At 66.6% G+C, this 24,963-nt stretch carries 35 protein-coding genes; 23 read left to right on the forward strand and 12 right to left on the reverse strand.

Annotated features, from left to right (window positions below; translation table 11 throughout):
- Position 1 precedes the first annotated feature (1 nt).
- From D7006_RS01695 to D7006_RS01735, 9 genes are all read left to right on the forward strand, one after another.
- Positions 2-553, forward strand: a complete 552-nt coding sequence (locus D7006_RS01695) for a M48 family metallopeptidase (protein ID WP_237355310.1) — start codon at positions 2-4, stop codon at positions 551-553.
- The gene (locus tag D7006_RS01700; protein WP_237355311.1) at positions 543-1,325 is read left to right on the forward strand and encodes a 4Fe4S-binding leucine-rich repeat protein; all 783 of its coding nucleotides are present in this window, start codon (positions 543-545) and stop codon (positions 1,323-1,325) included. The genes D7006_RS01695 and D7006_RS01700 overlap by 11 nt, the downstream gene beginning before the upstream one ends.
- Entirely contained in the window at positions 1,322-1,639 is a 318-nt protein-coding gene (locus D7006_RS01705) for a nitrogen fixation protein NifZ (RefSeq protein WP_029555916.1), read from the forward strand. The genes D7006_RS01700 and D7006_RS01705 overlap by 4 nt, the downstream gene beginning before the upstream one ends.
- A gap of 8 nt (positions 1,640-1,647) precedes the next feature.
- Positions 1,648-1,887 carry a nitrogen fixation protein NifZ gene (locus D7006_RS01710; RefSeq protein ID WP_168457692.1) on the forward strand — a complete coding sequence of 80 codons (240 nt, stop codon included), beginning with the start codon at positions 1,648-1,650 and terminating at the stop codon, positions 1,885-1,887.
- A 55-nt stretch (positions 1,888-1,942) separates the two neighbouring features.
- Positions 1,943-2,272: a hypothetical protein gene (locus D7006_RS01715; protein ID WP_210257958.1), complete on the forward strand. Its 330-nt coding sequence runs from the start codon at positions 1,943-1,945 to the stop codon at positions 2,270-2,272.
- A gap of 88 nt (positions 2,273-2,360) precedes the next feature.
- On the forward strand, positions 2,361-2,624 hold the full coding sequence (locus D7006_RS01720; protein WP_024281043.1) for a hypothetical protein: 264 nt from the start codon (positions 2,361-2,363) through the stop codon (positions 2,622-2,624).
- Entirely contained in the window at positions 2,624-3,823 is a 1,200-nt protein-coding gene (locus D7006_RS01725) for a DegT/DnrJ/EryC1/StrS aminotransferase family protein (protein ID WP_169124957.1), read from the forward strand. Before D7006_RS01720 ends, D7006_RS01725 begins: the two co-directional genes overlap by 1 nt.
- A gap of 52 nt (positions 3,824-3,875) precedes the next feature.
- Positions 3,876-4,190, forward strand: coding sequence for a ferredoxin (locus D7006_RS01730; protein ID WP_169124956.1), 315 nt, complete (start codon positions 3,876-3,878; stop codon positions 4,188-4,190).
- 217 nt (positions 4,191-4,407) lie between these two features.
- Complete coding sequence (locus tag D7006_RS01735; RefSeq protein WP_169124955.1) at positions 4,408-4,632, forward strand: hypothetical protein; 225 nt, start codon at positions 4,408-4,410, stop codon at positions 4,630-4,632.
- Between the two features lie 210 nt (positions 4,633-4,842).
- On the opposite strand, the gene grxD is transcribed toward D7006_RS01735, so the two are convergent.
- Both grxD and D7006_RS01745 read right to left on the reverse strand, forming a co-directional pair.
- Complete coding sequence (grxD, locus tag D7006_RS01740) at positions 4,843-5,172, reverse strand: Grx4 family monothiol glutaredoxin (RefSeq protein ID WP_168457274.1); 330 nt, start codon at positions 5,170-5,172, stop codon at positions 4,843-4,845.
- Positions 5,173-5,261: 89 nt separating this feature from the next.
- Positions 5,262-5,495, reverse strand: coding sequence for a BolA family protein (locus tag D7006_RS01745; RefSeq protein WP_168457275.1), 234 nt, complete (start codon positions 5,493-5,495; stop codon positions 5,262-5,264).
- Between the two features lie 237 nt (positions 5,496-5,732).
- Here D7006_RS01745 and D7006_RS01750 point away from each other — a divergent pair, with 237 nt between their 5' ends.
- The 7 genes from D7006_RS01750 to D7006_RS01780 all read left to right on the forward strand — a co-directional run bounded on the left by D7006_RS01750 (position 5,733) and on the right by D7006_RS01780 (position 9,303).
- Positions 5,733-6,596 carry a xanthine dehydrogenase gene (locus tag D7006_RS01750; protein WP_237355312.1) on the forward strand — a complete coding sequence of 288 codons (864 nt, stop codon included), beginning with the start codon at positions 5,733-5,735 and terminating at the stop codon, positions 6,594-6,596.
- A gap of 57 nt (positions 6,597-6,653) precedes the next feature.
- Positions 6,654-7,136, forward strand: a complete 483-nt coding sequence (locus tag D7006_RS01755) for a M48 family metallopeptidase (RefSeq protein ID WP_169124953.1) — start codon at positions 6,654-6,656, stop codon at positions 7,134-7,136.
- 73 nt (positions 7,137-7,209) lie between these two features.
- A complete protein-coding gene (locus D7006_RS01760) occupies positions 7,210-7,605 on the forward strand; it encodes an iron-sulfur cluster assembly protein (protein ID WP_229645062.1) in 396 nt (131 codons plus the stop codon).
- A gap of 186 nt (positions 7,606-7,791) precedes the next feature.
- Complete coding sequence (locus D7006_RS01765) at positions 7,792-8,271, forward strand: Rieske 2Fe-2S domain-containing protein (RefSeq protein ID WP_237355313.1); 480 nt, start codon at positions 7,792-7,794, stop codon at positions 8,269-8,271.
- Between the two features lie 45 nt (positions 8,272-8,316).
- Positions 8,317-8,649, forward strand: a complete 333-nt coding sequence (locus tag D7006_RS01770; RefSeq protein WP_237355314.1) for a DUF6156 family protein — start codon at positions 8,317-8,319, stop codon at positions 8,647-8,649.
- Between the two features lie 27 nt (positions 8,650-8,676).
- On the forward strand, positions 8,677-8,844 hold the full coding sequence (locus D7006_RS01775; RefSeq protein WP_169124951.1) for a hypothetical protein: 168 nt from the start codon (positions 8,677-8,679) through the stop codon (positions 8,842-8,844).
- A 24-nt stretch (positions 8,845-8,868) separates the two neighbouring features.
- Positions 8,869-9,303 carry a group II truncated hemoglobin gene (locus D7006_RS01780; RefSeq protein WP_229645064.1) on the forward strand — a complete coding sequence of 145 codons (435 nt, stop codon included), beginning with the start codon at positions 8,869-8,871 and terminating at the stop codon, positions 9,301-9,303.
- Positions 9,304-9,317: 14 nt separating this feature from the next.
- On the opposite strand, the gene D7006_RS01785 is transcribed toward D7006_RS01780, so the two are convergent.
- A complete protein-coding gene (locus tag D7006_RS01785) occupies positions 9,318-9,557 on the reverse strand; it encodes a hypothetical protein (RefSeq protein WP_229645065.1) in 240 nt (79 codons plus the stop codon).
- A 92-nt stretch (positions 9,558-9,649) separates the two neighbouring features.
- Entirely contained in the window at positions 9,650-9,895 is a 246-nt protein-coding gene (locus D7006_RS01790; protein WP_024281030.1) for a hypothetical protein, read from the reverse strand.
- Positions 9,896-10,211: 316 nt separating this feature from the next.
- Here D7006_RS01790 and D7006_RS01795 point away from each other — a divergent pair, with 316 nt between their 5' ends.
- A complete protein-coding gene (locus D7006_RS01795) occupies positions 10,212-10,697 on the forward strand; it encodes a hypothetical protein (RefSeq protein ID WP_237355315.1) in 486 nt (161 codons plus the stop codon).
- Between the two features lie 51 nt (positions 10,698-10,748).
- Here the strand turns inward: D7006_RS01795 and D7006_RS01800 are convergent, their stop codons facing one another.
- The 8 genes from D7006_RS01800 to nifH form a co-directional block, all read right to left on the reverse strand.
- A complete protein-coding gene (locus tag D7006_RS01800; RefSeq protein WP_169124946.1) occupies positions 10,749-11,084 on the reverse strand; it encodes a hypothetical protein in 336 nt (111 codons plus the stop codon).
- Between the two features lie 154 nt (positions 11,085-11,238).
- Positions 11,239-12,003 (reverse strand): dienelactone hydrolase family protein, encoded by a 765-nt coding sequence (locus tag D7006_RS01805; RefSeq protein WP_237355316.1) that lies wholly within the window; start codon positions 12,001-12,003, stop codon positions 11,239-11,241.
- A gap of 260 nt (positions 12,004-12,263) precedes the next feature.
- On the reverse strand, positions 12,264-13,067 hold the full coding sequence (locus D7006_RS01810) for a 4Fe4S-binding leucine-rich repeat protein (RefSeq protein WP_237355317.1): 804 nt from the start codon (positions 13,065-13,067) through the stop codon (positions 12,264-12,266).
- A 116-nt stretch (positions 13,068-13,183) separates the two neighbouring features.
- A complete protein-coding gene (locus D7006_RS01815) occupies positions 13,184-13,480 on the reverse strand; it encodes a ferredoxin family protein (protein ID WP_169124943.1) in 297 nt (98 codons plus the stop codon).
- 80 nt (positions 13,481-13,560) lie between these two features.
- On the reverse strand, positions 13,561-14,868 hold the full coding sequence (locus D7006_RS01820) for an FAD-dependent monooxygenase (protein WP_169124942.1): 1,308 nt from the start codon (positions 14,866-14,868) through the stop codon (positions 13,561-13,563).
- Positions 14,869-14,890: 22 nt separating this feature from the next.
- Entirely contained in the window at positions 14,891-16,000 is a 1,110-nt protein-coding gene (locus D7006_RS01825; RefSeq protein WP_169124941.1) for an electron transfer flavoprotein subunit alpha/FixB family protein, read from the reverse strand.
- A 59-nt stretch (positions 16,001-16,059) separates the two neighbouring features.
- The gene (locus tag D7006_RS01830) at positions 16,060-16,908 is read right to left on the reverse strand and encodes an electron transfer flavoprotein subunit beta/FixA family protein (RefSeq protein ID WP_169124940.1); all 849 of its coding nucleotides are present in this window, start codon (positions 16,906-16,908) and stop codon (positions 16,060-16,062) included.
- A gap of 553 nt (positions 16,909-17,461) precedes the next feature.
- Positions 17,462-18,346 carry a nitrogenase iron protein gene (gene nifH / locus D7006_RS01835; RefSeq protein ID WP_029555901.1) on the reverse strand — a complete coding sequence of 295 codons (885 nt, stop codon included), beginning with the start codon at positions 18,344-18,346 and terminating at the stop codon, positions 17,462-17,464.
- Positions 18,347-18,863: 517 nt separating this feature from the next.
- On the opposite strand from nifH, the gene D7006_RS01840 reads away from it, so the two are divergent.
- The 6 genes from D7006_RS01840 to nifV all read left to right on the forward strand — a co-directional run bounded on the left by D7006_RS01840 (position 18,864) and on the right by nifV (position 24,961).
- Positions 18,864-19,298, forward strand: coding sequence for a response regulator transcription factor (locus D7006_RS01840; protein WP_237355318.1), 435 nt, complete (start codon positions 18,864-18,866; stop codon positions 19,296-19,298).
- A gap of 7 nt (positions 19,299-19,305) precedes the next feature.
- Positions 19,306-19,743 (forward strand): ArsC/Spx/MgsR family protein, encoded by a 438-nt coding sequence (locus tag D7006_RS01845; protein ID WP_237355319.1) that lies wholly within the window; start codon positions 19,306-19,308, stop codon positions 19,741-19,743.
- Positions 19,744-19,745: 2 nt separating this feature from the next.
- Positions 19,746-21,410: a SagB/ThcOx family dehydrogenase gene (locus D7006_RS01850; protein WP_237355320.1), complete on the forward strand. Its 1,665-nt coding sequence runs from the start codon at positions 19,746-19,748 to the stop codon at positions 21,408-21,410.
- A gap of 133 nt (positions 21,411-21,543) precedes the next feature.
- Positions 21,544-22,341, forward strand: a complete 798-nt coding sequence (locus D7006_RS01855; RefSeq protein ID WP_237355321.1) for an ankyrin repeat domain-containing protein — start codon at positions 21,544-21,546, stop codon at positions 22,339-22,341.
- A 149-nt stretch (positions 22,342-22,490) separates the two neighbouring features.
- On the forward strand, positions 22,491-23,333 hold the full coding sequence (gene modD / locus D7006_RS01860) for a ModD protein (protein WP_237355322.1): 843 nt from the start codon (positions 22,491-22,493) through the stop codon (positions 23,331-23,333).
- A 380-nt stretch (positions 23,334-23,713) separates the two neighbouring features.
- A complete protein-coding gene (gene nifV, locus D7006_RS01865; RefSeq protein WP_237355323.1) occupies positions 23,714-24,961 on the forward strand; it encodes a homocitrate synthase in 1,248 nt (415 codons plus the stop codon).
- Positions 24,962-24,963 lie beyond the last annotated feature (2 nt).

The following is a 24,963-nucleotide window of genomic DNA, read 5'->3' on the forward strand; positions in this document are numbered from 1 at the left end:
AATGGACGGGATCGTGGGTTCCGCGCAGGTCTCCGGCGAGCCCGATTTCCTGACCCCCGAAGCGCTCCTTGCGAGCGCGGTGATGGGCGGAGGGTTGCCGGAAGACGCACAGTTTCATCTGTGGGAAGCCGGCCTCTCCTACCAACAGTACGACGTTGCGGAAGCGCATCTTCGCAAGGCCGAGGCCATCGCCCCCGGTCATGCGGCGGTGCTGATCGGGCTCTACCGCTTCTACTTCTACAAGGGCCGCCTGCGGGAGTGCCTCGGGGTGGCGCGGGAGTGTCTCGCCAAGGCGCAGCGGGAGACCAATCTCCCGGCCGACTGGCGGGACGTGCGGGCGGAGGACGCGGAATTCTCCCGCTATGACCGCCTGATGCCGCGCTTCTTCCTGTTCACGCTGAAGGGCTACGCCTACCTCAACATGCGCCTCGGGGATCTCGACGAGGGGCGCGCCGCGGTGATGAAGCTGCTCGAGCTCGATCCGTCCGACAAGATCGGCGCGAAGCTCTTGCTCGACGTGCTGAACAGAGCGGGGCAGGACGATGATGACTGACGACGACATCGAGGATGCCAAGACCTGGCTCGGCGAAGACGTCGACTGCCGGAGCTGCGCTCATGCGGGCGACCTTCTGCCCGCCGGCAAATGCCAGCTGCGGCGCGCCTGCGTGAACGACCGGTACGCCCGACGCATCGACCGCTTCTTCAACTGGAATCCGAAGCTCGCCAATTCCTATGTGGGCCACGAGCATTTCGAGGTCCGTGCCATCGCGGCGAAGCATGCCGACGTGTTCTTCCTGAAGCCGCTCCTCAACGATCCCGAGGAGACCGTGCGCTGGAACGCGGCGCGCCGGTTGCCCAAGCGGCTCATCCTGCCGCTGCGCAACGATCCCCATCGCGAAGTGCGCATCCGCATCGTCTCGCTGCTGGAGGATGCGGAACTGGCGCCCATGCTGGCGGATGACGATTACTACGTGCGCCTCGTGGTGGCCCGCCGCATCGCGCCGCCGCTGCTGTCGCGCCTCGTGGACGATCCGGAGCCGGAGGTGCGCAAGGTGGTGGCCCAGCGGCTGCCGGCCGAATGGCTGATGTGCATGGCGAAGGATCGCAGCGCCGCCGTCCGCCTGGAAGTGGCGCAGCGCCTTGCCCCGGACCTGCTCCCGGCGCTCGCCGGCGATGCGGACTGGCGGGTGCGCTACGAGGTGGCGGGCCGCGTGGCGCCGTCCCAGCTCGCCCGTTTCCTGGATGACGACGACGACTTCGTGCGCGAGGTCGCCCGCTCCCGCATGGAGGCGGGCGGGCCGCTCTTGAGGGAGATGCCGCTATGAGCAACATCGTCCGCGACAGTGATGTGGTTGAGATTTCCGAGCCGCCCTACTTCAATTTCGGCGAGAAGGTGAAGGCGAAGCGGGTGATCCGCAACGACGGAACCTATGCCGGCAAGGAGATCGGCGAGATTCTCGCGAAGAAGGGCGAGATCGGCTACGTGGTCTCCATCGGCACCTTCCTCCAGCAGTTCTACATTTACGGCGTCGAGTTTACCGAGAGTGGCAACCGCGTCGGCATGAAGCGCAAGGAACTGGAGAGCGCCGTTCCGCGCGAAGAACAGGACATCCCGCTGCCCCCCGCCCCCGGAGTTTGACTGCCATGATGCTCGAACCGCGCCTGCCCAAGTATGACTGGGGCATGAAGGTCAAGACCCTCATCGATCTCTACAATGACGGGTCCTATCCAGACATGCCGGAGGAGGGGCTTCTGGTCGGCGTCGGCACGGTCGGCGAGATCGTGCAGGTGGGCCAGCACACGGATACCAACACGCCCATCTACCTCATCGAATTCAACGAGCGCCTGGTCGTGGGTTGCCTCGAGGAAGAGATCCAGCCGCTCTGATCCCTCGATGCGGGGCATCGGCGCCGCGCGAGACACAGCCGCGAGAGATAGGACGATGAGGCTGCCCGCTCATCCGAACGATCTCGACAGGAAGCGCATCGAGCGCGCCATCCGGGCGCGCAAGCGCTATCGCTATGTCACGCCCCGCGTCCTGGCCACGGAAGGCGGCTACCGGATCGAGAGCGCGTGCTGCTCGCGCAATATCGATCCCGAAGGCGGGGTGGTCGACATCGCCCTGATGATCTTCGATCCGGAGCAGGCCGCGTGGCAGCTGTTCCGCAAGAACCACGGCAAGCGCCTCTGGGAGCTCGACAGTATTCACGAGCGGCTGAAGGAATTGCTGGAGCTTCTGAACGACGACACCGAGCGTCGATTTTGGCAGTGATCCAAACTGGCAATGATCCTGCATGGCATGGGATGGACCGCGACAAAGCCGCCGGTCGTGTCTCATTCCGGCACGGGAGAGTAAGGTTATGGCCCTGAGCGACAGCGACCTCACCGAGATCGAGAAGGTGCTCACCGCCGAGGAGCCGGCGGGCCCGGTCTTCGCCGAACTGCGCAAGCGCTTTCCGGCCCTCTCCTGGACCCAGTGCGACGCCTCCGACGTCACCGAGGCGCCGTTCCGGACCTATCCCCGGTACGACGTGCATCTGCTCGACACCGCGGATCACTGCGCCCACATCACCTCCGATCCCGGCGCCGCCACCGGCGTGATCCTCGCACGGCGGAGCGCGTGATGAGCGACGCCGATTTCCTGGACGATTTCGATCTCGGCGAGGGAGAAGGTGGCGAGGCCACCAATATCCTTCTGTCGGATCCCGACATCACCGTCATCGAGCTGCAGGCGGTGGCCGAGGCCATGCAGGCGCCGCGCCTGTCCAGCGGTCCCCTGGCGGAGCAGTTCGAGGCGGAGTTCGCGGCCTATCTCGGCCGCAAATATGCCGTCGCCGTGCCGAGCGGCACCCTCGGCCTGCTCTACACGCTGAAGGCCTACGGCATCGGCCCGGGGGACGAGGTGATCGCCTCGCCCTATTCCTTCCGCGAGACGGTGCACGCCATCAGCCTCTCCGGCGCGCGCCCGGTGTTCGCCGACATCGACTATTGGGCGGGAACCCTCGTGCCGGAGAAGGCCGAGGCGAAGATCACCGACAAGACCAAGGCCATCGTCGCCGGCAACACCAATGGCCATCCCGCGCCCTGGACCGCCTTCCAGGAGCTGGCGCGCAAGCACAAGCTGGCGTTGATAGAGGATTCCACCGAGGCCATCGGTTCGCGCTACAAGGGTGCGCTGGTGGGGACGTTCGGCGACACGTCCGTGTTCGATTTCTCACAGCCCTTCCCCATCGTGTGCGGCGAGGGCGGCATGGTGGTGACGGACGACATCGACGTCGCCGTGGCGCTGCGGCGCTTCCGCTCTCACAAGCTGGAGGAGCGGTCCTCCGTCGTCGTCAGCATGAGCGCGCCCTACCAGGGCGCCATGAGCGATATCACCGCCGCGCTGGGCCTCACCCAGCTGCGCCGGCTCGAGGAAATCCTCGAGCAGCGGCACACGGTGGAGCACCTCTACCAGAAGTACGTCCAGTCCTTCGAGGGCATCAAGGATCCCTTCATCGGGCCGGACGTGACGGAGGTGAACTGGTTCCTCTACGTGGTCCATCTCGGCACCCGTTTCTCCAAGTCGAGCCGCGATTCCATCGTCGAGGATCTGAAGGTGGAGAAGGTCGAATCCGCCGGCTACAGCACCCCGCTGCATGTGCAGCGGCACTATTTCGACCTCGGCTATCGCCGGGGCGATTTCCTTGTGACGGAGAAGGTGGCCGACCGCGCGGTGGCGCTGCCGTTCCACACCCACCTGAACGAGGAGGAGATCGAGTTCATCGTGGCAACGATGAAGGATGCCTCGGTCAATGTAGGGGCGGGCGCCGCCATCTACTGAAACGCAACAAGATCGCACCCCAAACACTAAGACGAAACGACAGGAGTTGTTGATGTCCACGGTTACGCTGAAGGTCCTCCCCATGGGCAAGACCATTGAAGTCGCGGAAGGCACGAACCTCCTCGAGGCGCTCATCACCGTCGAGCCGGGGCTCGCCGAGCGCCAGAAGAGCGACAAGGACGGCAGCGCGTCCCACGTGTTCGTCCAGGAAGGCCGCAAGGGCCTGTCCAAGACCACCCGTGAGGAGAACGAGAGCCTCGACGCGATCGTCGGTGTCGGCTCCAAGTCCCGCCTCGCCAAGCATGTCACCGTGCTCGGCACCGAGAACGTGACCATCGAGCTGCTCGGCGAGTTCTCGGGCTTCTGATGGCGGGGAGCGGCGCTTCCGCGGGGGCGCCGGGGCTGTCGGCGACGGGAAGGGCGGAGCCTTCCGGTCGCGGCTGAAGACACAAGCTTCCGGTGGCGCGCTGCCGGAAGCTCAACAAAAAGCGTGCCGGGTAATCAAGTCGTCGTGCGGGTTTGCGGTGAAACGTCGGTTTCGCTCCGGGCCTGCGCCAGTGAAGAGCTTTGAGAGGAGAGACGAGATGAGCGACGAGACTGTGATCATTCACGCCCGCTTTGCCGCCAACGGCACCATCGCGGAGATCAGCGAGCGGCCTCAGGGACTGAATCCCCAGGAGTGGTTCGACTTCCTGTCCTACCGTTCCGCCGACAAGTACCAGGCGCTGGCCGGCGGTCGCGGCGTGTTCCGCCTCACCCGCGCCGAGGTCGAGGCCTCCAAGGTCGACGCGACCACCAAGGCGGCGTGAGCCGACGTTTGCCGCGGCGTATCCCGGCCGGGTTTGTGGTCGGCGCGCCGCTGCATCCGGCCCGTACCGGGCCGATGCCGTGATCGTTTTGCGAATACTTGAGGGCCGACTGGTTCATCCGGCCCGACGTGTTTTCGAGGTCGTTCCATAGTGCAGCAAAAGGGCCCGGATGCGCGCGCATCCGGGCCCTTTTTTGTGGGTCGATCCCTGTCAGGCGGTGACGGCGACGCCCTTGTCGGCGAGGAGCTGGGTCAGCTCGCCGGCCTGGAACATCTCGCGGACGATGTCGCAGCCGCCGACGAATTCACCCTTGATGTAGAGCTGGGGAATGGTCGGCCAGTTGGAATAGGCTTTGATGCCCTCGCGCACCATCGGATCCTGCAGCACGTCCACGGCGCGATAGGGCACGCCGACGCCGGCGAGCACCTGCACGACGGCAGCGGAAAAGCCGCACTGGGGGGCGGCGGGAATGCCCTTCATGAACAGGACCACATCGCTGGAGGCGATGATGTCTTCAATACGTTCGGCAGTGGTGGCCATGGGGCAGTCTCCTGATTGAAACGAAGCGGATGAAAATGGGAATTTGAAATGGTCCTGAACTCGCCGCGCGGATCGCGCTGCGGACGATCTCACTTGGGGATCAGCGTCTCCAGCTTCAGGGCATGGAGCGTGCCGCCCATGTGCTCCCCGAGCGCCGCATAGACCATCTGGTGCTGCTGGACGCGGCTCTTGCCCTTGAAGGCCTCCGAGGTGATGCGGGCGGCATAGTGGTCGCCGTCGCCGGCGAGATCGATGATCACCACCTGACTGTCTGGAAGAGCCTCCTTCACGAGGCGCTCGATTTCATCTGCGGCCATGGCCATCGCGCTATCTCCTTCGATATACGACGCCCCCATGCAAGCCCGGCACCACTCGCCATTGCAGCAAATGCAGCCGTAGCGGTGGCTGGGCTGTCGCGAATCTGACAGCGCGGCCGGCCGGGGAGGTTGGATGCCGCCGGACGGCGCGCGCATGACGGGATGCTGGGGGTGACCCTGGGGCCGTTCCAAACGGCCCGCCTCTTGCTTACGCCTTGTCGCCCCGGGGAAACGAGAACCGTTATGAGCGATTTGCTACAGCAGGGACGCGGTGCGCCGCGCAACGGCTTTGCGACCATACTCGGAACCAACGAGATCGCATCGGCCGTGGCCATTGAGCTGCATCGCGGCGGCTATGGCGTCGTGCTGTCCCATGATCCGGCCCCGCCGGTGATCCGGCGCAAGATGGCGTTTCACGACGCCCTTTATGAGGACGATGTGCGCGTGGACGGCGTGCGCGCGGTGCGGGCCGATACCGGCATCCATGTCCGCAAGGGGCTGGCGCGCGGCGATGTGATGGTCACCACCCTCGGGCTGCTCGATCTCATCGTCCTCGGCCCCATCGAGCTGCTCGTCGATGCCCGCATGAACAAATATCAGGTGACGCCGGACCTGCGCCGTCTCGCGCGCCTCACCATCGGCCTCGGGCCGGGGTTCAGCGGCGGCACCAATTGCGATCTCGCCATCGAGACACGCCCCGGCAAGGAGGGGCAGGTGATCCAGCACGGCCCCACGGACGAGCCGGACCACATTCCCCGGGATCTCGGCGGCGTGACGACCGAGCGCTTCGTGCATTCCGCCGCTCCCGGTCGCTGGCACACGGCCATCGAGATCGGCACCCGCGTCTACAAGGATTTCCATATCGGCTTCCTCGGCAACGAGCCGATCCGCGCCCCATTCGACGGCGTGGTGCGCGGCGTGGTCCGCGACGGCACGGAAGTGCCCGCCGGGGTGAAGCTTCTGGAGATCGATCCGCGCGGCCGCGGCGCCGACTGGACCGGGCTCGATGCCCGCGCCCTCGTCATCGCCAAGGCGGTGAGCCGGGCGCTGACCTTCCGTGGCGCCCGGCTCACCGAAGCCGCGGCCAATCCCCATCTGGTGAAATAGGCGCGCGAACGAGGCAATTGGCGGCGCCCTTCGCCGGCCCCACCGAAGGGTAGAAACGTGAGCGTCGATCTTTTCCCCAACACCGATGTCATCAATTTCGGCGAGGTCTCCGGCCCGGTGAACGCCCTGCTGCAGCAGGGCGTCATCGCCTATCGCAAGGACCGCAAGCGCGCGGACGAATTGTTCCGCCAGGCGCTCGCGACGGCGCCGTCCGAGCTGCCGGTCTATTTCTGCCTCTACAAGATCCACACCTACCAGGGCAATCTGGACGAAGCTGAAGCCGCGGCACGGGGTGGGCTCATCGAGGCGGCGACCCAGGCGGGCTGGGACACGGACTGGCGCAATTGGGTGCCCTACGACCTCCTGCCCGACGGGCCGGGCCGGTTCGCCCTCTACACGCTCAAGGCGCTGGCCTTCATTCACCTGCGCCAGAACCAGCCGGAGCTGGCGGTGGAGAAGCTCGAGGCGCTCAAGGTGCTCGACCCCACCGGCGCGGTAGGGTGGCCAGTTGTCGCGGCCCTCGCCGAGGGTCTGGATTGAAGAGCCCGGCCATCGTTGGCATCGTGCTTGCTACGTTATCGGGTACGATGAGGGGGCAGGAGGCATTGGTCCCATGACTCACCCTGTGGAGCACGGCCTTGCCGCACCGACGACCATGATCGTCCACGGTGAGGTGCGCAGTTTCGAAGAATTCGCCGAGGATGATGCCGTTCTTCTCGAAGGCATCGTTGCGGCGCTGAGAACCGTCAACGACCCGGAAATTCCGGTGAACATCTATGATCTTGGCCTGATCTATCGGATCGAGGTCAAGGACGAGGGCGCGGTCGAGATCGACATGACGTTGACCGCCCCGGGCTGCCCGGTTGCCGGGCAGATGCTCGGCTGGGTGCAGGAGGCCGTGGTGGTGGTGCCCGGCGTCAGCGACGTGAAGATGAAGCTGGTGTTCGATCCGCCATGGGACAAGTCGCGCATGAGCGACGAGGTCCAGCTCGAGCTGGGCCTCCTCTGAGACACCTCGACAGAAGCGGAGTGGCCGGCCCTGCGCCGGCCATTTTCGTTGGCGCCGGAGTTCGGCACGCTTCCTGCTAATCCCGGAGGGTTTCACGCCGGCCGCGGGACTGCTGCCACGGTCGGACAGGGACTGTTTCATTTGCGACAGGGGCCGGCGCCTCCGGGAGGGGCGGGCGGAAAATTGATGTCTGCCGAACAATCTGCCGAGCAACAGGATGCCGATGCCGGGATCGAGGTCTTCGCCATCTGCGGGACGCACGAGCTGCCGCCCGGCGAGGCGAAGGCGTTCGATCTGTCCCGTCTGACCCCGGAAGGGGACGCGCGGCCGTTCCGCATCGTGGTGGTGCGCACCGGTGCGCGCGAGGTGGTGGGCTATGTGAATGCCTGTCCGCACAAGGGCGCGTGGCTCAATATCGGCGGCGGCCAGTTCTTCAATGCCGAGCGCACGCATCTGCGCTGCGGCCGCCATGGCGCGCTGTTCGACATCGAGAGCGGGGCCTGCACAAAGGGCGAGTGCGAGGGCGCGCACCTGGAGCCGGTGGCGGTGGCCATCGTGGGCGCCGACGTGTGCCTGTGTGGCGTGCCGCTGGTGGAGGCGGAGGTCGCCGGCTTTCCCTATGACGATTTCGACGAGACCATGGAAATCATGATTTCTCCCGACTGATCGGCAGTCGTGATGGTGAAAATGCGGGTGTCGGGAGACGTGCGAATGAGTGCAGGGGCCGCGAGTGCTGTGCCGCCGGAGATGCCGGGCGAGTGCCGCTTCTATATAACCTATACCGGCGTGAAGATGCCGTTCCGGCTGGTGGAGCCCATCCCCGAGGCGCAGCTCACCCACCGCAACACCTTCATCCGGGCTTGGTTCGACGCGGCCGGCCAGCTGACCGGCTTCGACAAGATGGTCTATGGCGAGGTCGAGCTGGCCCATCGCTACAGCTACCATGGCAACGGGGCGCTGAAGCGTGCCGAGGTGCGCATGGTGGATGAGGACACGGTGATCGTCGCCTTCGACGAGGCGGGATCGCCGATACGGCCGGAATAGCCCGGCGCCGACAGGAGGGCAGGACGGATGACGGTGGCTCAACTGGTCGAGGCGCTCGGCAGGATGCCGCCGGACGCCGTGGTGCTGATGGAGGCCGACGGCGGACTTTCGCTGGTGTCGGCCCTCGACTTTGTCGAGGCGCAAGGCGCCGGTGCGCCGGCCGAGGTCATCCTGCTGCCCAACATGGACGAATAGGGGCCGAGCCCGAGGGGACAGATCATGTCGGACGTCGCCGAGACCACAACCATGTATGAGCGCCTGGGCGGCGCCGTCGTCATCGATCGGCTGGTGGAGGCCTTCTATGCGCGCATGGATCGGCTGCCGGAGGCGGAGGGCATCCGCGCCATGCATGCCGACGACCTCGGCCACACCAAGCAGGTGCTGAAGCGCTATCTCAGCGAGTGGACGGGCGGCCCCAAGCTCTATTCGCCGGAAAAGGGCCACCCCCGCCTGCGGCAGCGGCACATGGGATTCTCCATCGGCAATGCGGAGCGCGACGCTTGGCTGCTGTGCATGCAGGGCGCGTTGGAGGAGACGGTGGCGGATGCCGCCGCGCGTGCCGCCATCTACGATGCCATGGCGAAGCTCGCCGACTGGATGCGCAACACCGCCGGCAATCCGCACGACACCGTGGGCCACGCCGCGCGGCCCTGAAAAGGGCGGCGCGGCTAAAGCGGCACGCCGAAGAAATCCTCGTCGGATCCGCCCCAGGCCTGGTGCAGCGCCAGGGCATTCTTCCACTTGGCCATCTCGTCCTCGGAGGCGGTGCGGTGGGTGATCTTCCCCTCCGGCTTTTCGGCGAGGAGGAAGTCCTTGGCGTTGCGCAGGAAGCGGTTGAGGGCCTTGGTGTCGTTGGGGCGGACGACGCAGCGGGGGGCTTCGTCGATGAGAATCGTCGTCGGGAGCATCGCCAATTCTCCAGTGCTGTGTCAGCTGTGCGGGGGCGGCAGGCCGGCGCCGAGGACGGCCACGGACCGGCCGCCGGCACCGGCCTGAAGGCTCAGAAGCCGTCCTGCTTGGAGCCCCACGGATGGGAGCCCGGCACGAAGCCGGCCTTGATGCCGGCTTTCGCGATGTCTTCCATGGTCTTGTAGAAGGTGCCCTCGTGCACCAGCGTGCCGGTCTTGGTCGTCACCGCCACGTATTTCGCGACGCGGTCGGTCTCGCACAGATATCCGCCGCCGGGATCATCGACGCTGCGGGCGTTGCCGTCCCAGTCGATGAAGAAGCCTTCGCTCGTCGACATGCCTCACTCCAATGGACGCGCTCCGGGAAAAAGACTTTCCGGAGGCCGGGGCTCCAAACAGGTTTGGCGGGGCGATCGCTGCCCCCGCGTATTGCGCGCAGCAAGGTTCTTGCCAAGAGGCGCCGGCGGCCGCACGCGGCCCGGGGTGTCGCGCATCGCACATCTGCCGGATGAGGACGTATGCTTCATGACACTGTCGTGCGGTAAGATGAAATCATCGACTTATGATCGGATCATGATCGGTAATTATTGAATTTACTAGTCTTTGAACTAAGATGTCGACGTTGTTTTTCTGTCTGCTCCGGAGATACATTTCATGGCTGAATTGACTCGCCGTATGGCGTCCCTCAGCGACGTCCAAGGCCTGTGGGGGCTGCTGCGGCAGGCCGCCGCCGCTGTCCCCTTCAACGCGGAAGACGAGGCCGACCAGGAGACGCTTCTGTCCGAGCTCGTCGCCTGCTGCACGTCCGGCCTGTCGCCGGTGGTGGTGGACCATGAGAAGGGCATCGTGGGCGCGCTGCTGGCGCGACGCGACACATTCGAGTGGGGCTTCCGCAACAGCGAAGCCATCCATGTGACCTATGCCGCCGTCGCCCCGGCTGCCAAGGGTGACGAAGTGCTCCCCGCGCTCCTCGGCGAATTGCAGGGTCGGAAGGTGCCGCTGCTCGCCAGCGTGAAGAGCGGCGAGCAGCTGGGCTTCGCGGCCGCGCTGGGCGATCTCGGCTTCACCCACGAGGTGAAGGCGCTCAACGGCTGGGGCGACCTCTATCAGTGGACCCCGCCGCCCTCCGTCCACAATTGAACAATGCGCCGTGGGCGCGTCCGCGCGCTCACGGGTTTTCGGGGCGGCGCTTCAGCGCGGCTTGTCCTCCTCCGGCCGCGCCTGGATCTCGGCGAGGGCGGAATCGACGATGGCGCGGCAGGCGAGAAGACGGTCGTATTCCGCCTTGCTGAGGGTCACGGACGGGCCCTTGTCGTCGGCCTCGGCGCCGAAGGCCGGCCGGGCGGCCAGCGCCGCCTCGAAGATGGTCTTCTCGAGCTGGTAGATGCGCTCGCTCGCCCGTTCCAGATAGGGCAGGGGATTGGCGCGCACATTCTGCTCATGCAGGGCGTCGAGGTTCAGGAGGTCGCGGAAGCGCTTTTCCGTTCGCCGCTTGCCCGCCCCGAAATCATGCTCGATCACGCTCATGTCCGACGCTCCGGCGGATGTGCGCCCCCATGATCCGGGGTGATGAACCGGACCCATCGCCCGTCATCAAGATGAAACGTCCGGGCCGGCGGCGCGTCAAGGGGGACGGCCGCCGGCACGCGGATAGGGAAGGCCGAAGCTTGGCCCCCACAGGTCAATCCATGGGCGGGCCCATGTCGTTGCCCTCGGACTTCTTCTTGCCCTTCTTCTCGGTCTTCGCGAGGGCATAGGCACCGGCATTCTTCAGCTGCACGGGGCCTTGCCCGACCACGAACTGAGAGATCCAGAAGAGGGTGCGCTCCATGGCCTGGTCGGCCGCGGCGGCGTCATAGGCCGGGTTCGCCTTGTAGCTGAAGCCGCGATTGGCGCCGGGGTAGGAGAAGGCCGACACGTCGGGCCGGCGTGCGCGGAACTGGATCATGTCCGCTTCGGCGATGGCGGGGTCGGCCTCGGCGAAGTGCATGAGGGTGGGAATGCGGCGCTTCTCCGATATGCCGTCGAGGATGCCCTCCTCGGCGTGATAGCCGATGGCGCAGGCGAGGCCCTTCACCTTGTTGGCGGCCGTGTAGGCGAGGAAGCCGCCCCAGGCATAGCCGACGAGGGCCACCTTGCCGGCGTCCTTCACCGCATCGACGGTGGCCTGGATGGCTTCCAGCGACCAGTCGGTGCCGACTTCCTCGGTGAGGGCCTTGCCTTCGTCGGTGGCGGCTGCGTCGAGTTCGATGTCGGACTTCACTTTGTCGAACAAGGACGGCGCAATGGCGACATAGCCGGCGGCGGCGAAGCCGTCGGCGATCTGGCGGATGTCCGAATTGACGCCGTAGACGTCCTGCAGGACCACCACCGCACCCTTGGGCGCGCCTTCGGGATCTGCCCGATAGGCGGAGAATTTCACGTTGCTTGCTGTGACTTCGACCATGGCATCCTCGATTTCCGAGCGGCTGAAAAGGGGCAGGGCCGCTCGCTCTGCCAGTCTGAAACAGCTTCCACATGCAAAATGGACGCCAGAGGGCGGGAAATACGTGCGGTGCAGCGCGGTTTGTGCGTCATGATCAAGTAAATATCGCGTCGCAGCAAAATATACTTCGCGAGCGCCAATCATTCGCGTCATGACGTGCGCAAACGAAAATGGCCGGCCCTGGGAGGCCGGCCATTGGATCGTCGGACAGGAAGCGCGCCTCAGCCGGCGGCAAGGCGCTCCCGCGCCACCTCGGCGATGGGCGGCACGTCGTCATGGGTGAGCGGGGCGAGGAAGGCGGGGGAGATCCGCTCGGCGACGACGAAACGCACGCGCATGTCGGGATCGCCACGCAGGGCGACAAGACGCTCGGGATCGAGATGTTCGGCCACCACCACGCGTACCAGCGGATCGGGGTCATCCGCCATGCGGGCGAGAGGCACCTGCGGCAGGCGCGCGGCAATGATGCGCCGCACGTCCACTTCCGGGTCGTGCATCAGATAGACCAGCGCATCCGCCGGCGCGCGCCGGGCGGCCGCCATGCGCACGCTGTAGTCCACGTCCGACATGAGGGCGACGAGATCGCTGCCTTCGAGACGGCGCGCGACGGCGATGCGCACCCGCGGCTCGGGGTCGAACCGCATGTCCCGCACGCGGGCGATGGGCAGGCGCTCGGCGCAGACCATCCGCACGTCCGGCTCGGGATCGTCCTTCAGCGGGGTAAGGAGGAAGACGCTGGCATGCCGGGCGGCCAGCGCCCGCACCTCGAAATAGGGATGGTCGAGATAGCGCGCGGCGAGGGCCGCATTGTTGGCGAAGAAGCGATCGATGCGCTTGCGCCGCCGGTCGAGGACGCATGCCTTGCCGAGGTCGCAGCGCCCTTCGGCCTTGATGTCCTCGTGCGGACAATCCTGGCAGCGCAGCGGCCGCCCCTGCCAGTCCAGCGCCTCGACGGCGAAGTCGGATGCGAAGCCTTCGGCGAACCCCGGCTCTCCGGCCGTTGATCCTGACGAAAATGCGGACATGAAATCGTCCTCCCGACCCCTAATCTAGGGGCGAAGGCGATTGGATGCCAGATGGCGTATCGGAAGCCGTGCGCCGGCTTCCGATCGCTATTTTGTTACCTCTGGGGCCGAATGCCTCAGCCGAACTTGAACAGCACGCCGTAGCCGCCGCGGGGATAGTTCCACTCGATGTCACCGGTGGGCTCGCCGATGATGCGGCAGGTGCCGCACTCGACGCAGCCGTCGGCGGTGATCTCCACCTGGCCCTTGTCATTCAGCTCGTAGCAGCGGGCGGGGCAGGTGGTGAGCAGGGTGCGCAGTGCGGCGGACGGGGTGGTGTGAGGCCGTACCTTGATGTGCGCGCGCCCGGCATCCACCAGGTAGCGGTTCTGGAAAAGCTTGTCCTCGACGCGGAAGGCGGTTTCGGTGGCCATGAAAAATCTCCCGGAAATCGGCGACGGGCGAGGCCCGCCGCGCAAGGTGGGAAAACAGGATGCGCTGAGCTGAAAGCTCCTCAGCGCCAGGCGCGGGCGAGTTTGAAGGCGTCGCCGAAAAGGCCCGCCCACGACCGCGCGGAGGTGAAGGACTTCACCGTCATCTTCTCCTTCTCCTTCTTCGGCGTGCCGTCGACGCGCACGAAGTTCTGCATGGCCTTGTTGACCAGCTGGGGGTAGGTGAGGAAGAAGTTCTGCGACTGGATGTGCAGAAGCTGCGGCATGTCCTTGTACTTCTTGAGGTCTTTTATCACGAAGCTGTCGTCGAGCATCTTCTTGTAGAGCGAGAGGTTCGACGCGGTCATGGGGTCCTTGCGGGACTTGACCTGGAAGATGGCCTCGCCGGCGATGCGGCCGGAGGTCATGGCGAGGTTCGAGCCCTCGCGGTGGATGGCGTTGTTGAGCTGGGCGGCATCGCCCACCACCACCCAGCCCTCGCCATAGAGCTGCGGGATGGACTTGAACCCGCCCTCGGGGATGAGGTGGGCGGCGTATTCCTTCACCTCGGAGCCTTCCAGCAGCGGGGCGATGGAGGGGTGGCGCTTGAACTTCTCGAGCAGCGTGTAGGGGGATTCCCCGCTCTTCTGGAAGTCCGACACAAGGCAGCCGATTCCCACCGACACGCATTCGCGGTTGGTGTAGAGGAAGCCCATGCCGGTCATGCCTTCCGAGATGGTCCCGGCGGCCTCGATGACGGCGCCCTCATTGCCCTTCACGTTGAAGCGCTGCTCGATCACCTCCTGCGGCATGAAGTGCATTTCCTTCACCGCCAGCGCCACCTCGGTGGGCTTGGGGATCTTGCGCAGGCCGGCGCGGGCGCCCAGCAGACCGGTGACGCCTTCCGCCAGCACCACCACGTCCGCATGAATCTGGCCGCCGCCACGATCGGTCTTCACGCCGATCACCTTGCCATAGGCGTCCTGCACCAGCTCGGTCACCGTGGTCTCGCACACCACCAGGGCGCCGGCTTCGCGCACCTTGGAGGAGAACCACTTGTCGAACTGCGCGCGGATGATGGTGTAGCGGTTCGGCTTCTCCTCGTTGAAGTCGTCGGACCGGTAGTGCAGGCCGGTGTGGGAGTTCTCGCCCATCATCCAGAAGCGCTGCTCGATCAGGTGACGCTCCAGCGGGGCATCCTCCCGGAAGTCCGGGATGATCTTTTCCATCATGTCGGCGTAGAGGATGGCGCCCTGCACGTTCTTGGAGCCGGAATATTCGCCACGCTCCAGCTGCAGCACCTTCAGGCCGCGGGAGGCCATGGTGTAGGCGGCGGCATTGCCGGCCATGCCGGCGCCGACGACAATCGCATCGAACCTTTCGTCGATCATCGGATGTTCCTTTCGCTGGCTGTCAGCTGGCGAGCTTGTCGCTGGAGTGGGCCGAGAGGCGCTTGGCGAAGGCCTCCGTCAGGGCCGGGAGAAGGCGGATGGCATCGGTGACGATGCCCACATGGGCAAAGTCGAAGATCGGCGCGTTCTTGTCGGTGTTGATGGCGACGATCAGGTCCGCGCCCTCGACGCCCACCCGGTGCTGGATGGCGCCCGAGATGCCGGCGGCGATGTAGAGGCGGGGGCGGATGGTCTTGCCGGTCTGGCCGATCTGCCGGTCCGAGGAGACCCAGCCCTTCTGCACCAGCGGGCGCGAACAGCCATATTCGGCGCCCATGGCCACGGCGAGGTTGCGCACCAGCTGGAAGTTCTCCGGCGAGCCGAGGCCCATGCCGCCGGCCACCACCACGTCCGCATAGGCGAGGTTGGCCTTGTTGGAATCGCGGTCGGGGATGAAGTTCAGGATCTTGGTGACGATGTCGGCTTCCACCACGCCGAGCTTGTGCTCGATGACCCGGCCGATGGGCTTCTCCACGCGGATCGGCATGGGCATGACACGCGGGCGCACCGTCGCCATCTGCGGGCGATAGTTCAGCGTGTAGATGGTGCAGAGCAGGGAGCCGCCGAAGGTCGGGCGGGTGGCGGCGAGCGAGCCGTCGGCGTCCACGTCCAGCTCGGTGGAATCGGCGGTGAGGCCGGTGAGCAGGGTGGTCGCCACGGCGCCGGCGAGGTCGCGGCCGAGCGTGGTGGCGCCCAGCAGCAGGATTTCCGGCTTGTAGGTGTTCACGAGGTCGGTCATCGCGGCCGTGTAGGCCTCGTTGCGATAGTCGGTGAGCACCGGGTCTGCCACGACATAAGCGAGGTCGGCGCCGTAGCAGAAGGATTCAGCCACCGCGCCGCGCACGGTCTCGCCCTCGGCGCCGACCACCACGGCTGCAAGCTCGACACCCAGCTTGTCGGCGAGCTTGCGGCCCGCGCCCATGAGCTCCCAGGACACGGGATGGACCTGGCCACGCTCCTGCTCGATGAACACCCAGACGTGCTTGTACGCCTTGAAGTGTTCCGGCAGCTCTTTCTTGGTGGACGCGCGTCCACCGGCGGCGGGGGCTTTGGGGGTGGTTGGCTCGCTCATGATGGTCGGCTCTTTAATCTTGAGTCACGAAGGGCGCGCGGGCTCTGCGGCGGGGGCCGTCAGAAGCCGCGCGCCAGCGCGGTCAGGTCGGCTTCCAGGCTGGGCTGGCGGGAGAAGATTTCGGCGATCAGCGCCTCGGAGAGGTTGCCGCCGTCGCCGGCCTCGATGAACTTGGCCTTCTCCGAACGCGCGCTCGGTGCGAACACGCGCTTGACGATGGTGGGCGAGCCCTTGAGGCCGCACATGTTGAGATCGGTGACGCCGGCGTCCTTGGCATTCCACTTCACCACCTCGGCGCGGGCGGCGCGCAGGGCATCCACCATGGTGCCGCGGCGGATCTCGTTGGTGGCTTCCAGCATGGCGACGAGGCAGGGCAGGCGGGACTTCAGCACCTGCGTGCCGCCCTCGGCGCGCCGCTCCAGGGTGATGGTGCGGTCGGCGGGATCGAACTCGGCGATCTTCGCCACATAGGTGATCTGCATCAGGCCGAGGCGCTTGGCGATGCCGGGGCCGACCTGGGCGGTGTCGCCGTCGATGGTCTGCTTGCCGGTGAAGACCAAGTCCGGCACGCCCCAGGTCTCGCCGATCTTGGTGATGGCGGTGGCGAGGGCGAAGCTGGTGGCCAGCGTGTCCGAGCCGGCGAAGAAGCGGTCGGTCAGCAGCACGGCGCGGTCGGCACCGAAGGTCAGCGCCTTGCGCAGGGAGTCTTCCGCGGAGGGCGGGCCCATGGTGAGCACCGTGACTTCGCCGCCGAACTTGTCGCGCAGGCGAAGCGCTTCTTCCAGCGCGAACAGATCATAAGGGTTGATGATCGTCGGCACGCCCTGCCGCATGATCGTGTTGGTGACGGGATGGACGCGGATCTGCGCCGAATCCGGAACCTGTTTGATGCAGACGACGATGTGCATGAATTCGCTCCGAGCCAAACCCAACGGCTCCTGAGCCATGACTAGCAAGCGGCGTACCAAGCCGGCGTCACTTGTGAATCGCTCGCATTTTCAGTGATTTGTCATGCCGATCGGTCGATTGTCGGGTCTCGACGACACACGAATACATGGAACAACGCGTGTCCGTGTCGGGAAGGTGACAGGTGGGCGTCGCTGGGTGGTGGTGCGCGGAGTGTCGTATTTGCGCGCATCGGCGGCGCGTCGCGAACGCGACGTCGGGGCTCACAGGCGATGTGTCGGGGAGGGGACGATGCGGCCGGCGCCCATTGGGGGTGACAGGGCCGCGGCGCGTGGGGGATGGTTTTGAAGTATTCGGCGTCGCTGATGGGAGGTTCTCGCAAAAGGTCCCCCGCCTTGCGGCGAGGGACCGGAACCTAAAATAGTCTTCAGCGTACGGTGTGTGAAAAGGCGTATTCGCAAAGGTCACGCCCTGCCCCGTTCAAATGTGCGCGGCAAGCCGCGGGGGTGGACGTCGGGTGGACGGGCCGGCGGGGGCCGGCCCGTCGATCCTCGTTCAGCCGACGGCGAGTTCGGCGGCGGTCTTGCCGATCTGGCTCTCGTCCACGGCCTTCATGATGCCGTGCTCCATGAGCAGGTCTTCCAGCTCGTCCATGGTGATCGGGGTCGGGATGATGCCGTTGCCCGAGTTGCCATGCACCTTGGTGGCGAGGTTGCGGTAGTGCTGAGCCTGCGCGGAATCCGGCGCATACTCGATCACCGTCATGCGGCGCAGCTCGGCGTGCTGCACGATGTTGTCGCGCGGCACGAAGTAGATCAGCTGCGTGCCGAGCTTCTTCGCCAGGGACTCCGCCAGCTCGTACTCCTTGTCGGTCTGGCGCTCGTTGCACACCAGGCCGCCCAGGCGCACGCCGCCGGAGTTCGCATACTTCAGGATGCCCTTGGAGATGTTGTTGGCCGCATACATGGCCATCATCTCGCCGGACATGACGATGTAGATTTCCTGAGCCTTGTTCTCGCGGATCGGCATCGCGAAGCCGCCGCACACCACGTCGCCCAGCACGTCGTAGGACACGTAGTCGATGTCCTCGTAGGCGCCGTTCTCCTCAAGGAAGTTGATCGAGGTGATCACGCCACGGCCGGCGCAGCCGACGCCCGGCTCCGGGCCACCCGACTCCACGCAGCGGATGTCGTTGTAGCCGACCTTCATCACGTCCTCGAGCTCGAGGTCTTCCACCGAACCCGCGTTCGCGGCCAGCGAAAGGATGGTGTCCTGCGCCTTGGCGTGCAGGATCAGGCGGGTCGAGTCCGCCTTCGGGTCGCAGCCCACGATGAGGATGCGCTGACCAAGCTCGGTCAGGGCCGCAAGCGTGTTCTGGGACGTGGTGGACTTGCCGATGCCACCCTTGCCGTAAAACGCGATCTGTCGCAGCGAAGCCATCTTGCTCTCCTTCGAACCTACTTTGGAAGACCACCGCGCGAATTGGCGCGAGGCCGTTTCTCTCGTCAGCAATATCGATCGGAAACGCCCCGCGGGTTACGGGAAGGAGCGCATCGCTGGCAGCCGGCCTAGGCGTGCACTCAGCCCTCACTCGCTGTTGCGCCATGGCAGGAGCAACCAGCGTGCCAGTCGCCTCCATTCCCCGCAGGCCTTTGATCTCAATCAAATTCCCGGGGTGTGAGGGGGCTTTCCTTGGCCTTTCGGATGGTGTGTCGAACCCGACAGGTGGGTCTTGTGTGTCGGGATTTGGACACATCCCGTGCGCCCCGTGCGCCGTGGCCGGAGCAATCCCCTCCAAACCTGTCGTTGCCGGGGAGGAACGGAACTTGCTTGACGGTCAATCAACCCGCTCGCGCGCGGATGGCCGTGGTCCCGAACCCGGTCCGCTGCAGCAGGCGGGCCGTGCCGACGACGGGGATCGGCGCGCGATAAACGCAAGTAATGAGCGAGGCGACAGATGCAGATCGGCGTTGAGACGTCCAAGGCGGTGGACCAGCGGCGTGTCTTCGTGGTGGACGAAGACGAGATCACCCGCGCGGCGCTCCAGTTCATGCTGCACGACGAGATCGAGACCCACGAGCTCGCCACCCCCGAGGAGGCCTATGAGAAGGGCCAGGGCTGGCTAGTCCCGCATGTGATCCTGCTCGGCGTCGGGCTGCTGAAGGCCCGCGGCGATGCGCTGATCGCGGAGATGAAGGCGAAGTTTCCCGGCGTGCGCATCCTCATCGTCACCGACAAGTCGGAAGAGGCGGTGGCGGTGAGCGGGCTCAAGGCCGGCGCTCATGGCGCGGTGGTGAAGCCGCTGACGCTGGAGAGCGTGCGCAAGAAGGTGGATACGGTGCTCGGCCGCGACGGCGGCGCGCAACTCGTCCAGCTGTCCGTGATGAAGTAGGCCGGCCGTGGCCCACGTCACCTTCTGGGAGAAGCCGGGCTGCGGCACCAATGCCCGGCAGAAGCTCGCCCTTGCCAATGCCGGCCACACGCTGGACGTCCGCAGCCTCCTGACCGAGGCGTGGACGGCCGAGCGGCTGAAGGAGTTCTTCGGCGCGACGCCGGTCGCCACCTGGTTCAATCCGGCGGCGCCGAAGGTGAAGTCGGGCGAGGTCAAGCCCGAGGCGGTGGAGGCTGAGGCGGCCATCGCGCTGATGCTGGCGGAGCCGTTGCTGATCCGCCGCCCCTTGGTGGAGGTGGAGGGCGCCCGCTGCGCCGGCTTCGACCGCGAGCCCGTCACCTCCCTGCTGGGGCCGGCCGCGCCGGGGGCGAGGCCCCTGGAAGGCTGCTCCCATCCCGGCGAGGCCCATCCCTGTCCGGACCCCGGCGAACGGAAGGCATCCTGAACATGAACGCGCTGCTGCCCCCCGCGCGTCCCTTCGAGGCGGCGCTGGCCTACCACGCCCGCACCAAGCACAGCCTGAAGGCCTATGCCGCCGGCCCCGAGACGCTGGACTGGGACATGCAGCCCAATCCGTTCCGGGAGTATGAGGGCGCGCCGCGCACCGCTTTGCCGCTGGCGGCGGAAAGGCTCGACGTCTCCTTTGCCGAGATGGTGTCGGGAACGGTGGCGCCCGCACCTTTGGACCTTGCCGGCGTCGCCTTGCTGCTGGAACTTTCCTTCGGCCTCGCCGCCTGGAAGCAGCTCGGCCCCGATCGCTGGGCGCTGCGCTGCAATCCTTCCAGCGGCAATCTGCACCCCACCGAGGCCTATGTGATCGCCGGGCGCATCGCCGGTCTCGACGATGGCGTGCACCACTATGTCAGCCGCGACCATGTGCTCGAGCATCGCTTCGCACCTCCGGGGCCGGACGTGGTGGCGGTGGCGAGCGCCTCCGGTTTCGCCATGGAGCAGAGGTTCGGCCCGACCGGCGGCGTGCCGTCTTTGTTCCTCGCCCTGTCGTCCATCCATTGGCGCGAGGCGTGGAAATATGGCGAGCGGGCCTTCCGCTATTGCCAGCTGGACCTCGGCCACGCGCTGGCCGCCGTGCGCTACGCCGCCTCCTGCCTCGGCTGGACCGCGCGACTGGTGGAGACCATCCCCAGCGCCGACATCGCCCGCCGCATCGGCCTCGACCGGGCGGTGGACTTTGCGGGGGCAGAGCGCGAGGATCCCGACATCCTAATCGCGCTGGCTCCTGTCGGCGGCGATCTGCCGGCCTTGCCGGCGGTGCCGTTTGGCGGGCGCTGGATGGGGCGGGCCAATGTGCTCGACCGGCATCCGCTCTATCGCTGGCCGGTGATCGATCAGGTGAGCCTTGCCACCCATCGCGCCGGCGTCGATGCGGGGGAGGTGCTGACGGCTCCGGCCCTCCCCGCGCGTGATGTCTCCGGCGAGGCGCGGGCGGCGTCGGTCATCCTCGGCCGGCGCAGCGCGCAGCGCTTCACCGCCAAGGGCAGCCTCATGCCCCGCGAGGTCTTCCTTGGCCTCATGGATGCGCTGATGCCGCGCGCCTTGGCGCCGTTCGATGCCGCTCCCTTCGAGGCGCGCGTCCATCCGCTCCTGTTCGTCCACCGGGTGGAGGGGCTGGCTCCCGGCCTTTATGCCCTGCCGCGCCGGGATGGTGTGATCGCGGATCTCAAGGCCGCGCTCCGCTCCGACTTCACCTGGGAAAAGCCGGAGGGCGTGCCCGCGCACCTGCCGCTCTACCGGCTGGTGGAAACCGACTGCCGGGGCATCGCCCGCACCGTGAGCTGCCATCAGGCCATCGCCAGCGACAGTTCCTTCGCCCTCGCCATGCTGGCGGAGTTCGAGCCGCTGGTGACGGCTGAGGCGTGGCGCTACCGCCAGCTCCATTGGGAGGCGGGCATGGTCGGCCAGTCGCTCTATCTGGAAGCGGAGGCGGCGGGCTTTCGCGGCACCGGCATCGGCTGCTTCTTCGATGATGACCTGCACCAGCTCCTGGGGCTCGAAGGCGGGGCCTTCCAGTCCATCTACCACTTCACCGTCGGGCGCGCCGCCGTCGACGACCGCATCACCACCGAGCCGGCCTATCTCGGCCGGGGCGCTTGAGCACGCGCCGATCTGATTGCGAGGCAATCAGATCGGATAACGCGTTCTCTTTCTTAGAGTTGGAGGGCGATTCACCGATCAAGTTGTTTCAACTTGATCGGATCGCGCTCTGAGCGGGACGGGAGAGACCATCATGAGACAGCGCACGCCCTTCCGCCGCATCGGCGTCGCGGAGGCGGTGGCCATCGTCGGCACGGGCAAGGCCCTGCTGCTCGATGTGCGTGACGCCAATTCCTACGCCGCCGGCCATGTGGAGGGCGCGCGGAACATGGCGTTCGGCAATCTCGGCGACATTATCGGCACCACGCCGAAGGCGCAGCCGGTGGTCATCTATTGCTATCACGGCAATGCCAGCCAGGAGTACGCGCAGGCCTTGTCGGATTTCGGCTTCTCCGACGTGACGAGCGTCGACGGCGGCTATGAGGCCTGGTTCAACCACGCGCAGGCGCAAAAGCCCGCCGCCGCGCTCGACCCCGCGCTCTCGGCCTGGATCGCCAGCCGTGGCTTTCCCCCGGATGGGCTGAACGCCACCGCCGAGAACGGCATGACGCCGCTGATGAAGGCCTGCGCCGAAGGGCTTCCCGAGACCGTCGCCGCCCTCATCGCCGCCGGTGCCACCCTCGACATCCGCAATGCGGACGGCAACACGGCGCTGTGGATCGCCTGCGTGGGCGATCATCTCGACATCATCGACGCGCTGGTGGATGCGGGCATCGCCATCGACAGCGCCAACGACAATGGCGCTACGGCCCTGATGTATGCGGCCTCCGCCGGCAAGGCCGGCGTGGTGGAGAGGCTGCTCGCCCGCGGGGCCGATCCAAGGCCGGAGACGCTGGACGGCTTCTCCGCGCTTGATCTCGCCTCCACCATCGAATGCCTCACGCTGCTGCGGCGCGCGACCAAGGAGGCCAGGGTCGCCACCCCGGCCTGATGCCCGATTGTCGCATTGCGCCTTGCCCGGTGGCCCCTTCGGCCTACCCGCGCGAGAGGCAGGCATTTTCTTCACGCGAACCGGTATCCACTTCGCTCGAAAATGTTTTATGCCTCCTGCTGTATCGGGACTGAGCGAGGATACGGCGCATGACCTACCGCTGGTGGACGCAGGCCATGGTGGACGCCCTCCTCGCCGAGGACGCGCCCTATGGCGACCTCACGACCGAGAGCCTCGGCCTCGCCGGGCGCGACGCGCGCCTCTCCATGGCCGTGCGCGGCGATACCACCCTGTGCGGGGTGGAACTCGCGCGCGATCTGTTCCTCACGGCTGGCGCCAAGGCCGACCTGCTGGCGGCGAGCGGGGCGCGGGTGCCGAAGGGCGACACCTTCCTCCTCGCCGAAGGCGCGGCCGGCCCCATCTTCCGCGCCTGGAAGGTGGCGCAGACGCTGGTGGAATATCTCTCCGGCATCGCCACCCTCACCGCCGACATCGTGGCCGCCGCGCGGGCGGTGTCGCCCGAGGTGGCGGTGGTGACCACGCGCAAGACTTTGCCCGGCGCCAAGGCGCAGATGATCGCCGCCATCCGCGCCGGCGGCGCCTTCCCGCACCGGCTCGGCCTCTCCGAGACGCTGCTGCTTTTCCCCGAACACGCCGCCTTCCTCGCCGATCCCGCCGAGGGCATCGCGCGGCTGCGCCGGCAGGCGCCGGAGAAGAAGGTGGTGGTGGAGGTGAAGACGCCGGAGGAGGCTGAGGCCGTTCTCCCCGCGCGGCCGGACGTGCTCCAGTGCGAGAAGATGACACCGGACGACATCCGACAGGTGGTCGCCATCACCGCGCAACGCTCGCCCGGCACGAAGGTCGCGGCGGCTGGCGGCGTCAATCTCTCCAACGCCGCCGCCTATGCCGCGGCTGGCGCCCATGTGCTGGTGACGTCCGCGCCCTATTGGGCGAAGCCCGCCGACGTGAAGGTGGTGATCGGCCCGGCCTGAGCGGCGCCTGCCGCCGGCTCTCGCGCCGGATGATCTGCCCTCACCTGTGAATTCGTCCGGCTCCGGCAAGAAATGACGGGACGGGAACGGGCGGCTACGTAGTTATACGTATGTTCGATACCGACAAGGCGGCGTGTCGCACGTGTCTCGTCTGTCGTGATCCTGTCGAACCTCGGACAAGCTTGCCGGCTGTCGGCTTTGCGACAGTTTCGCAGCCCACGATTTTCATCGATTTCAGAATGGCTTGCGGCAATGGCACGCGGTTTGCGTGATCCCTGTCAGGCGCTGCTGGCTCAAGTGGGCGGTTTCGATGCTCCGGCTCACCACAGGCGCGGTTCAGGGCCAAGGGACTTAGGGTCACGGGACTTGAGGAAGACACCATGCTCGCGAAGTCTCCATCGGTGACATCTGGGCGCTCCGGCCGGGCCTCGGCGGAGGTCGGCGGTTCGGCGAAGGGGGCTGCGGCCACCCGCACGGTCTTCCTGAACGACACAACGCTCCGCGACGGGGAGCAGGCGCCCGGCGTCGCCTTCACCCGCAAGGAGAAGATCGAGATCGCCGAGGCGCTCGCCGCCGCGGGCGTGCCCGAGATCGAGGCCGGCACGCCGGCCATGGGCGACGAGGAGATCGAGACCCTTCGCTCTATCGTCTCGCTCAAGCTGCCCCTGCGCGTCGCGGCCTGGTGCCGGATGAGCGAGGAGGACCTGTTCGCGGCGGTCTCGGCCGGGGTCAATTACGTCAATCTTTCCATTCCCACCTCCGATCGCCAGCTTCAGGGCAAGCTGAACCGGGATCGCGAGTGGGCGCTTGCGGCGATCAAGCATGTGGCGACCCTCGCCACCAAGCTCGGCTTCACCGTCGCCATCGGCTGCGAGGACGCCTCCCGCGCCGATCCGGATTTCCTGTGCCGCGTGGCCGAGGCGGCGCGGGAGGCGGGGGCCTTCCGCCTGCGCCTCGCCGACACGCTGGGCGTGCTCGATCCCTTCTCCACCTATGCGCTGGTGCGGCGCGTCGCCAATGCGACGGACCTCGAGATCGAGTTCCACGCCCACGACGATCTCGGCCTTGCCACCGCCAACACGCTCGCCGCCGTCACCGGCGGCGCCCGCCATGCCAGCGTGACCGTGGTCGGGCTTGGCGAGCGGGCCGGCAATGCGGCGCTGGAGGAAGTGGCCATCGCCCTGCGCCAGACCGCCCGCGCCGAAAGCGGCATCGACCCGCGCGCCCTGCGCCCGCTGGCCGAGAAGGTGATGGCCGCGGCCGGCCGCGCCATGCCGCGCACCAAGGCCATCGTGGGCGAGGACGTGTTCACCCACGAGAGCGGTATCCATGTTTCCGGCCTGCTGAAGGATCGCGGCACCTACGAGGCGCTGAACCCGGAACTGCTCGGCCGCTCCCACCGCGTGGTGCTGGGCAAGCATTCGGGCCTTGCCGCCATCTCCAAGGCGCTCGCCGACGAGGGGCTGGCGGTGGACGAGGCGCGCGGCCGGGCCATCCTCGCCCGGGTCCGCGACTTCTCGGTGCGCACCAAGGAGACGGTGACGCCCCAGGTGCTCCGCCGCTTCTACGAGGACAGCTTCACCGAAGAAGCGCTGAAGCGCCGCCACGCAGCCGTGATGGGAGCCTGACC

It is taken from the genome of Xanthobacter sp. YC-JY1 (assembly GCF_021730305.1).
In the GTDB taxonomy this organism is placed as follows: Bacteria; Pseudomonadota; Alphaproteobacteria; order Rhizobiales; family Xanthobacteraceae; genus Xanthobacter; species Xanthobacter flavus.

Coding starts and splice junctions, on each gene's coding strand:
- D7006_RS01825 (WP_169124941.1), bottom strand. CDS start 16,000: ATGAGCGAGCCAACCACCCCCAAAGCCCCCGCCGCCGGTGGACGCGCG.
- D7006_RS01700 (WP_237355311.1), top strand. CDS start 543: ATGATGACTGACGACGACATCGAGGATGCCAAGACCTGGCTCGGCGAA.
- D7006_RS01735 (WP_169124955.1), top strand. CDS start 4,408: ATGAGCGACGAGACTGTGATCATTCACGCCCGCTTTGCCGCCAACGGC.
- D7006_RS01765 (WP_237355313.1), top strand. CDS start 7,792: ATGTCTGCCGAACAATCTGCCGAGCAACAGGATGCCGATGCCGGGATC.
- nifV (WP_237355323.1), top strand. CDS start 23,714: ATGCTCGCGAAGTCTCCATCGGTGACATCTGGGCGCTCCGGCCGGGCC.
- D7006_RS01770 (WP_237355314.1), top strand. CDS start 8,317: ATGAGTGCAGGGGCCGCGAGTGCTGTGCCGCCGGAGATGCCGGGCGAG.
- D7006_RS01760 (WP_229645062.1), top strand. CDS start 7,210: ATGACTCACCCTGTGGAGCACGGCCTTGCCGCACCGACGACCATGATC.
- D7006_RS01780 (WP_229645064.1), top strand. CDS start 8,869: ATGTCGGACGTCGCCGAGACCACAACCATGTATGAGCGCCTGGGCGGC.
- D7006_RS01745 (WP_168457275.1), bottom strand. CDS start 5,495: ATGGCCATGGCCGCAGATGAAATCGAGCGCCTCGTGAAGGAGGCTCTT.
- D7006_RS01855 (WP_237355321.1), top strand. CDS start 21,544: ATGAGACAGCGCACGCCCTTCCGCCGCATCGGCGTCGCGGAGGCGGTG.
- D7006_RS01725 (WP_169124957.1), top strand. CDS start 2,624: ATGAGCGACGCCGATTTCCTGGACGATTTCGATCTCGGCGAGGGAGAA.
- D7006_RS01795 (WP_237355315.1), top strand. CDS start 10,212: ATGGCTGAATTGACTCGCCGTATGGCGTCCCTCAGCGACGTCCAAGGC.
- D7006_RS01750 (WP_237355312.1), top strand. CDS start 5,733: ATGAGCGATTTGCTACAGCAGGGACGCGGTGCGCCGCGCAACGGCTTT.
- D7006_RS01720 (WP_024281043.1), top strand. CDS start 2,361: ATGGCCCTGAGCGACAGCGACCTCACCGAGATCGAGAAGGTGCTCACC.
- D7006_RS01820 (WP_169124942.1), bottom strand. CDS start 14,868: ATGATCGACGAAAGGTTCGATGCGATTGTCGTCGGCGCCGGCATGGCC.
- D7006_RS01800 (WP_169124946.1), bottom strand. CDS start 11,084: ATGAGCGTGATCGAGCATGATTTCGGGGCGGGCAAGCGGCGAACGGAA.
- D7006_RS01775 (WP_169124951.1), top strand. CDS start 8,677: ATGACGGTGGCTCAACTGGTCGAGGCGCTCGGCAGGATGCCGCCGGAC.
- grxD (WP_168457274.1), bottom strand. CDS start 5,172: ATGGCCACCACTGCCGAACGTATTGAAGACATCATCGCCTCCAGCGAT.
- D7006_RS01710 (WP_168457692.1), top strand. CDS start 1,648: ATGCTCGAACCGCGCCTGCCCAAGTATGACTGGGGCATGAAGGTCAAG.
- D7006_RS01790 (WP_024281030.1), bottom strand. CDS start 9,895: ATGTCGACGAGCGAAGGCTTCTTCATCGACTGGGACGGCAACGCCCGC.
- D7006_RS01815 (WP_169124943.1), bottom strand. CDS start 13,480: ATGGCCACCGAAACCGCCTTCCGCGTCGAGGACAAGCTTTTCCAGAAC.
- D7006_RS01705 (WP_029555916.1), top strand. CDS start 1,322: ATGAGCAACATCGTCCGCGACAGTGATGTGGTTGAGATTTCCGAGCCG.
- D7006_RS01695 (WP_237355310.1), top strand. CDS start 2: ATGGACGGGATCGTGGGTTCCGCGCAGGTCTCCGGCGAGCCCGATTTC.
- D7006_RS01810 (WP_237355317.1), bottom strand. CDS start 13,067: ATGTCCGCATTTTCGTCAGGATCAACGGCCGGAGAGCCGGGGTTCGCC.
- D7006_RS01850 (WP_237355320.1), top strand. CDS start 19,746: ATGAACGCGCTGCTGCCCCCCGCGCGTCCCTTCGAGGCGGCGCTGGCC.
- D7006_RS01830 (WP_169124940.1), bottom strand. CDS start 16,908: ATGCACATCGTCGTCTGCATCAAACAGGTTCCGGATTCGGCGCAGATC.
- nifH (WP_029555901.1), bottom strand. CDS start 18,346: ATGGCTTCGCTGCGACAGATCGCGTTTTACGGCAAGGGTGGCATCGGC.
- D7006_RS01840 (WP_237355318.1), top strand. CDS start 18,864: ATGCAGATCGGCGTTGAGACGTCCAAGGCGGTGGACCAGCGGCGTGTC.
- modD (WP_237355322.1), top strand. CDS start 22,491: ATGACCTACCGCTGGTGGACGCAGGCCATGGTGGACGCCCTCCTCGCC.
- D7006_RS01730 (WP_169124956.1), top strand. CDS start 3,876: ATGTCCACGGTTACGCTGAAGGTCCTCCCCATGGGCAAGACCATTGAA.
- D7006_RS01785 (WP_229645065.1), bottom strand. CDS start 9,557: ATGCTCCCGACGACGATTCTCATCGACGAAGCCCCCCGCTGCGTCGTC.
- D7006_RS01715 (WP_210257958.1), top strand. CDS start 1,943: ATGAGGCTGCCCGCTCATCCGAACGATCTCGACAGGAAGCGCATCGAG.
- D7006_RS01805 (WP_237355316.1), bottom strand. CDS start 12,003: ATGGTCGAAGTCACAGCAAGCAACGTGAAATTCTCCGCCTATCGGGCA.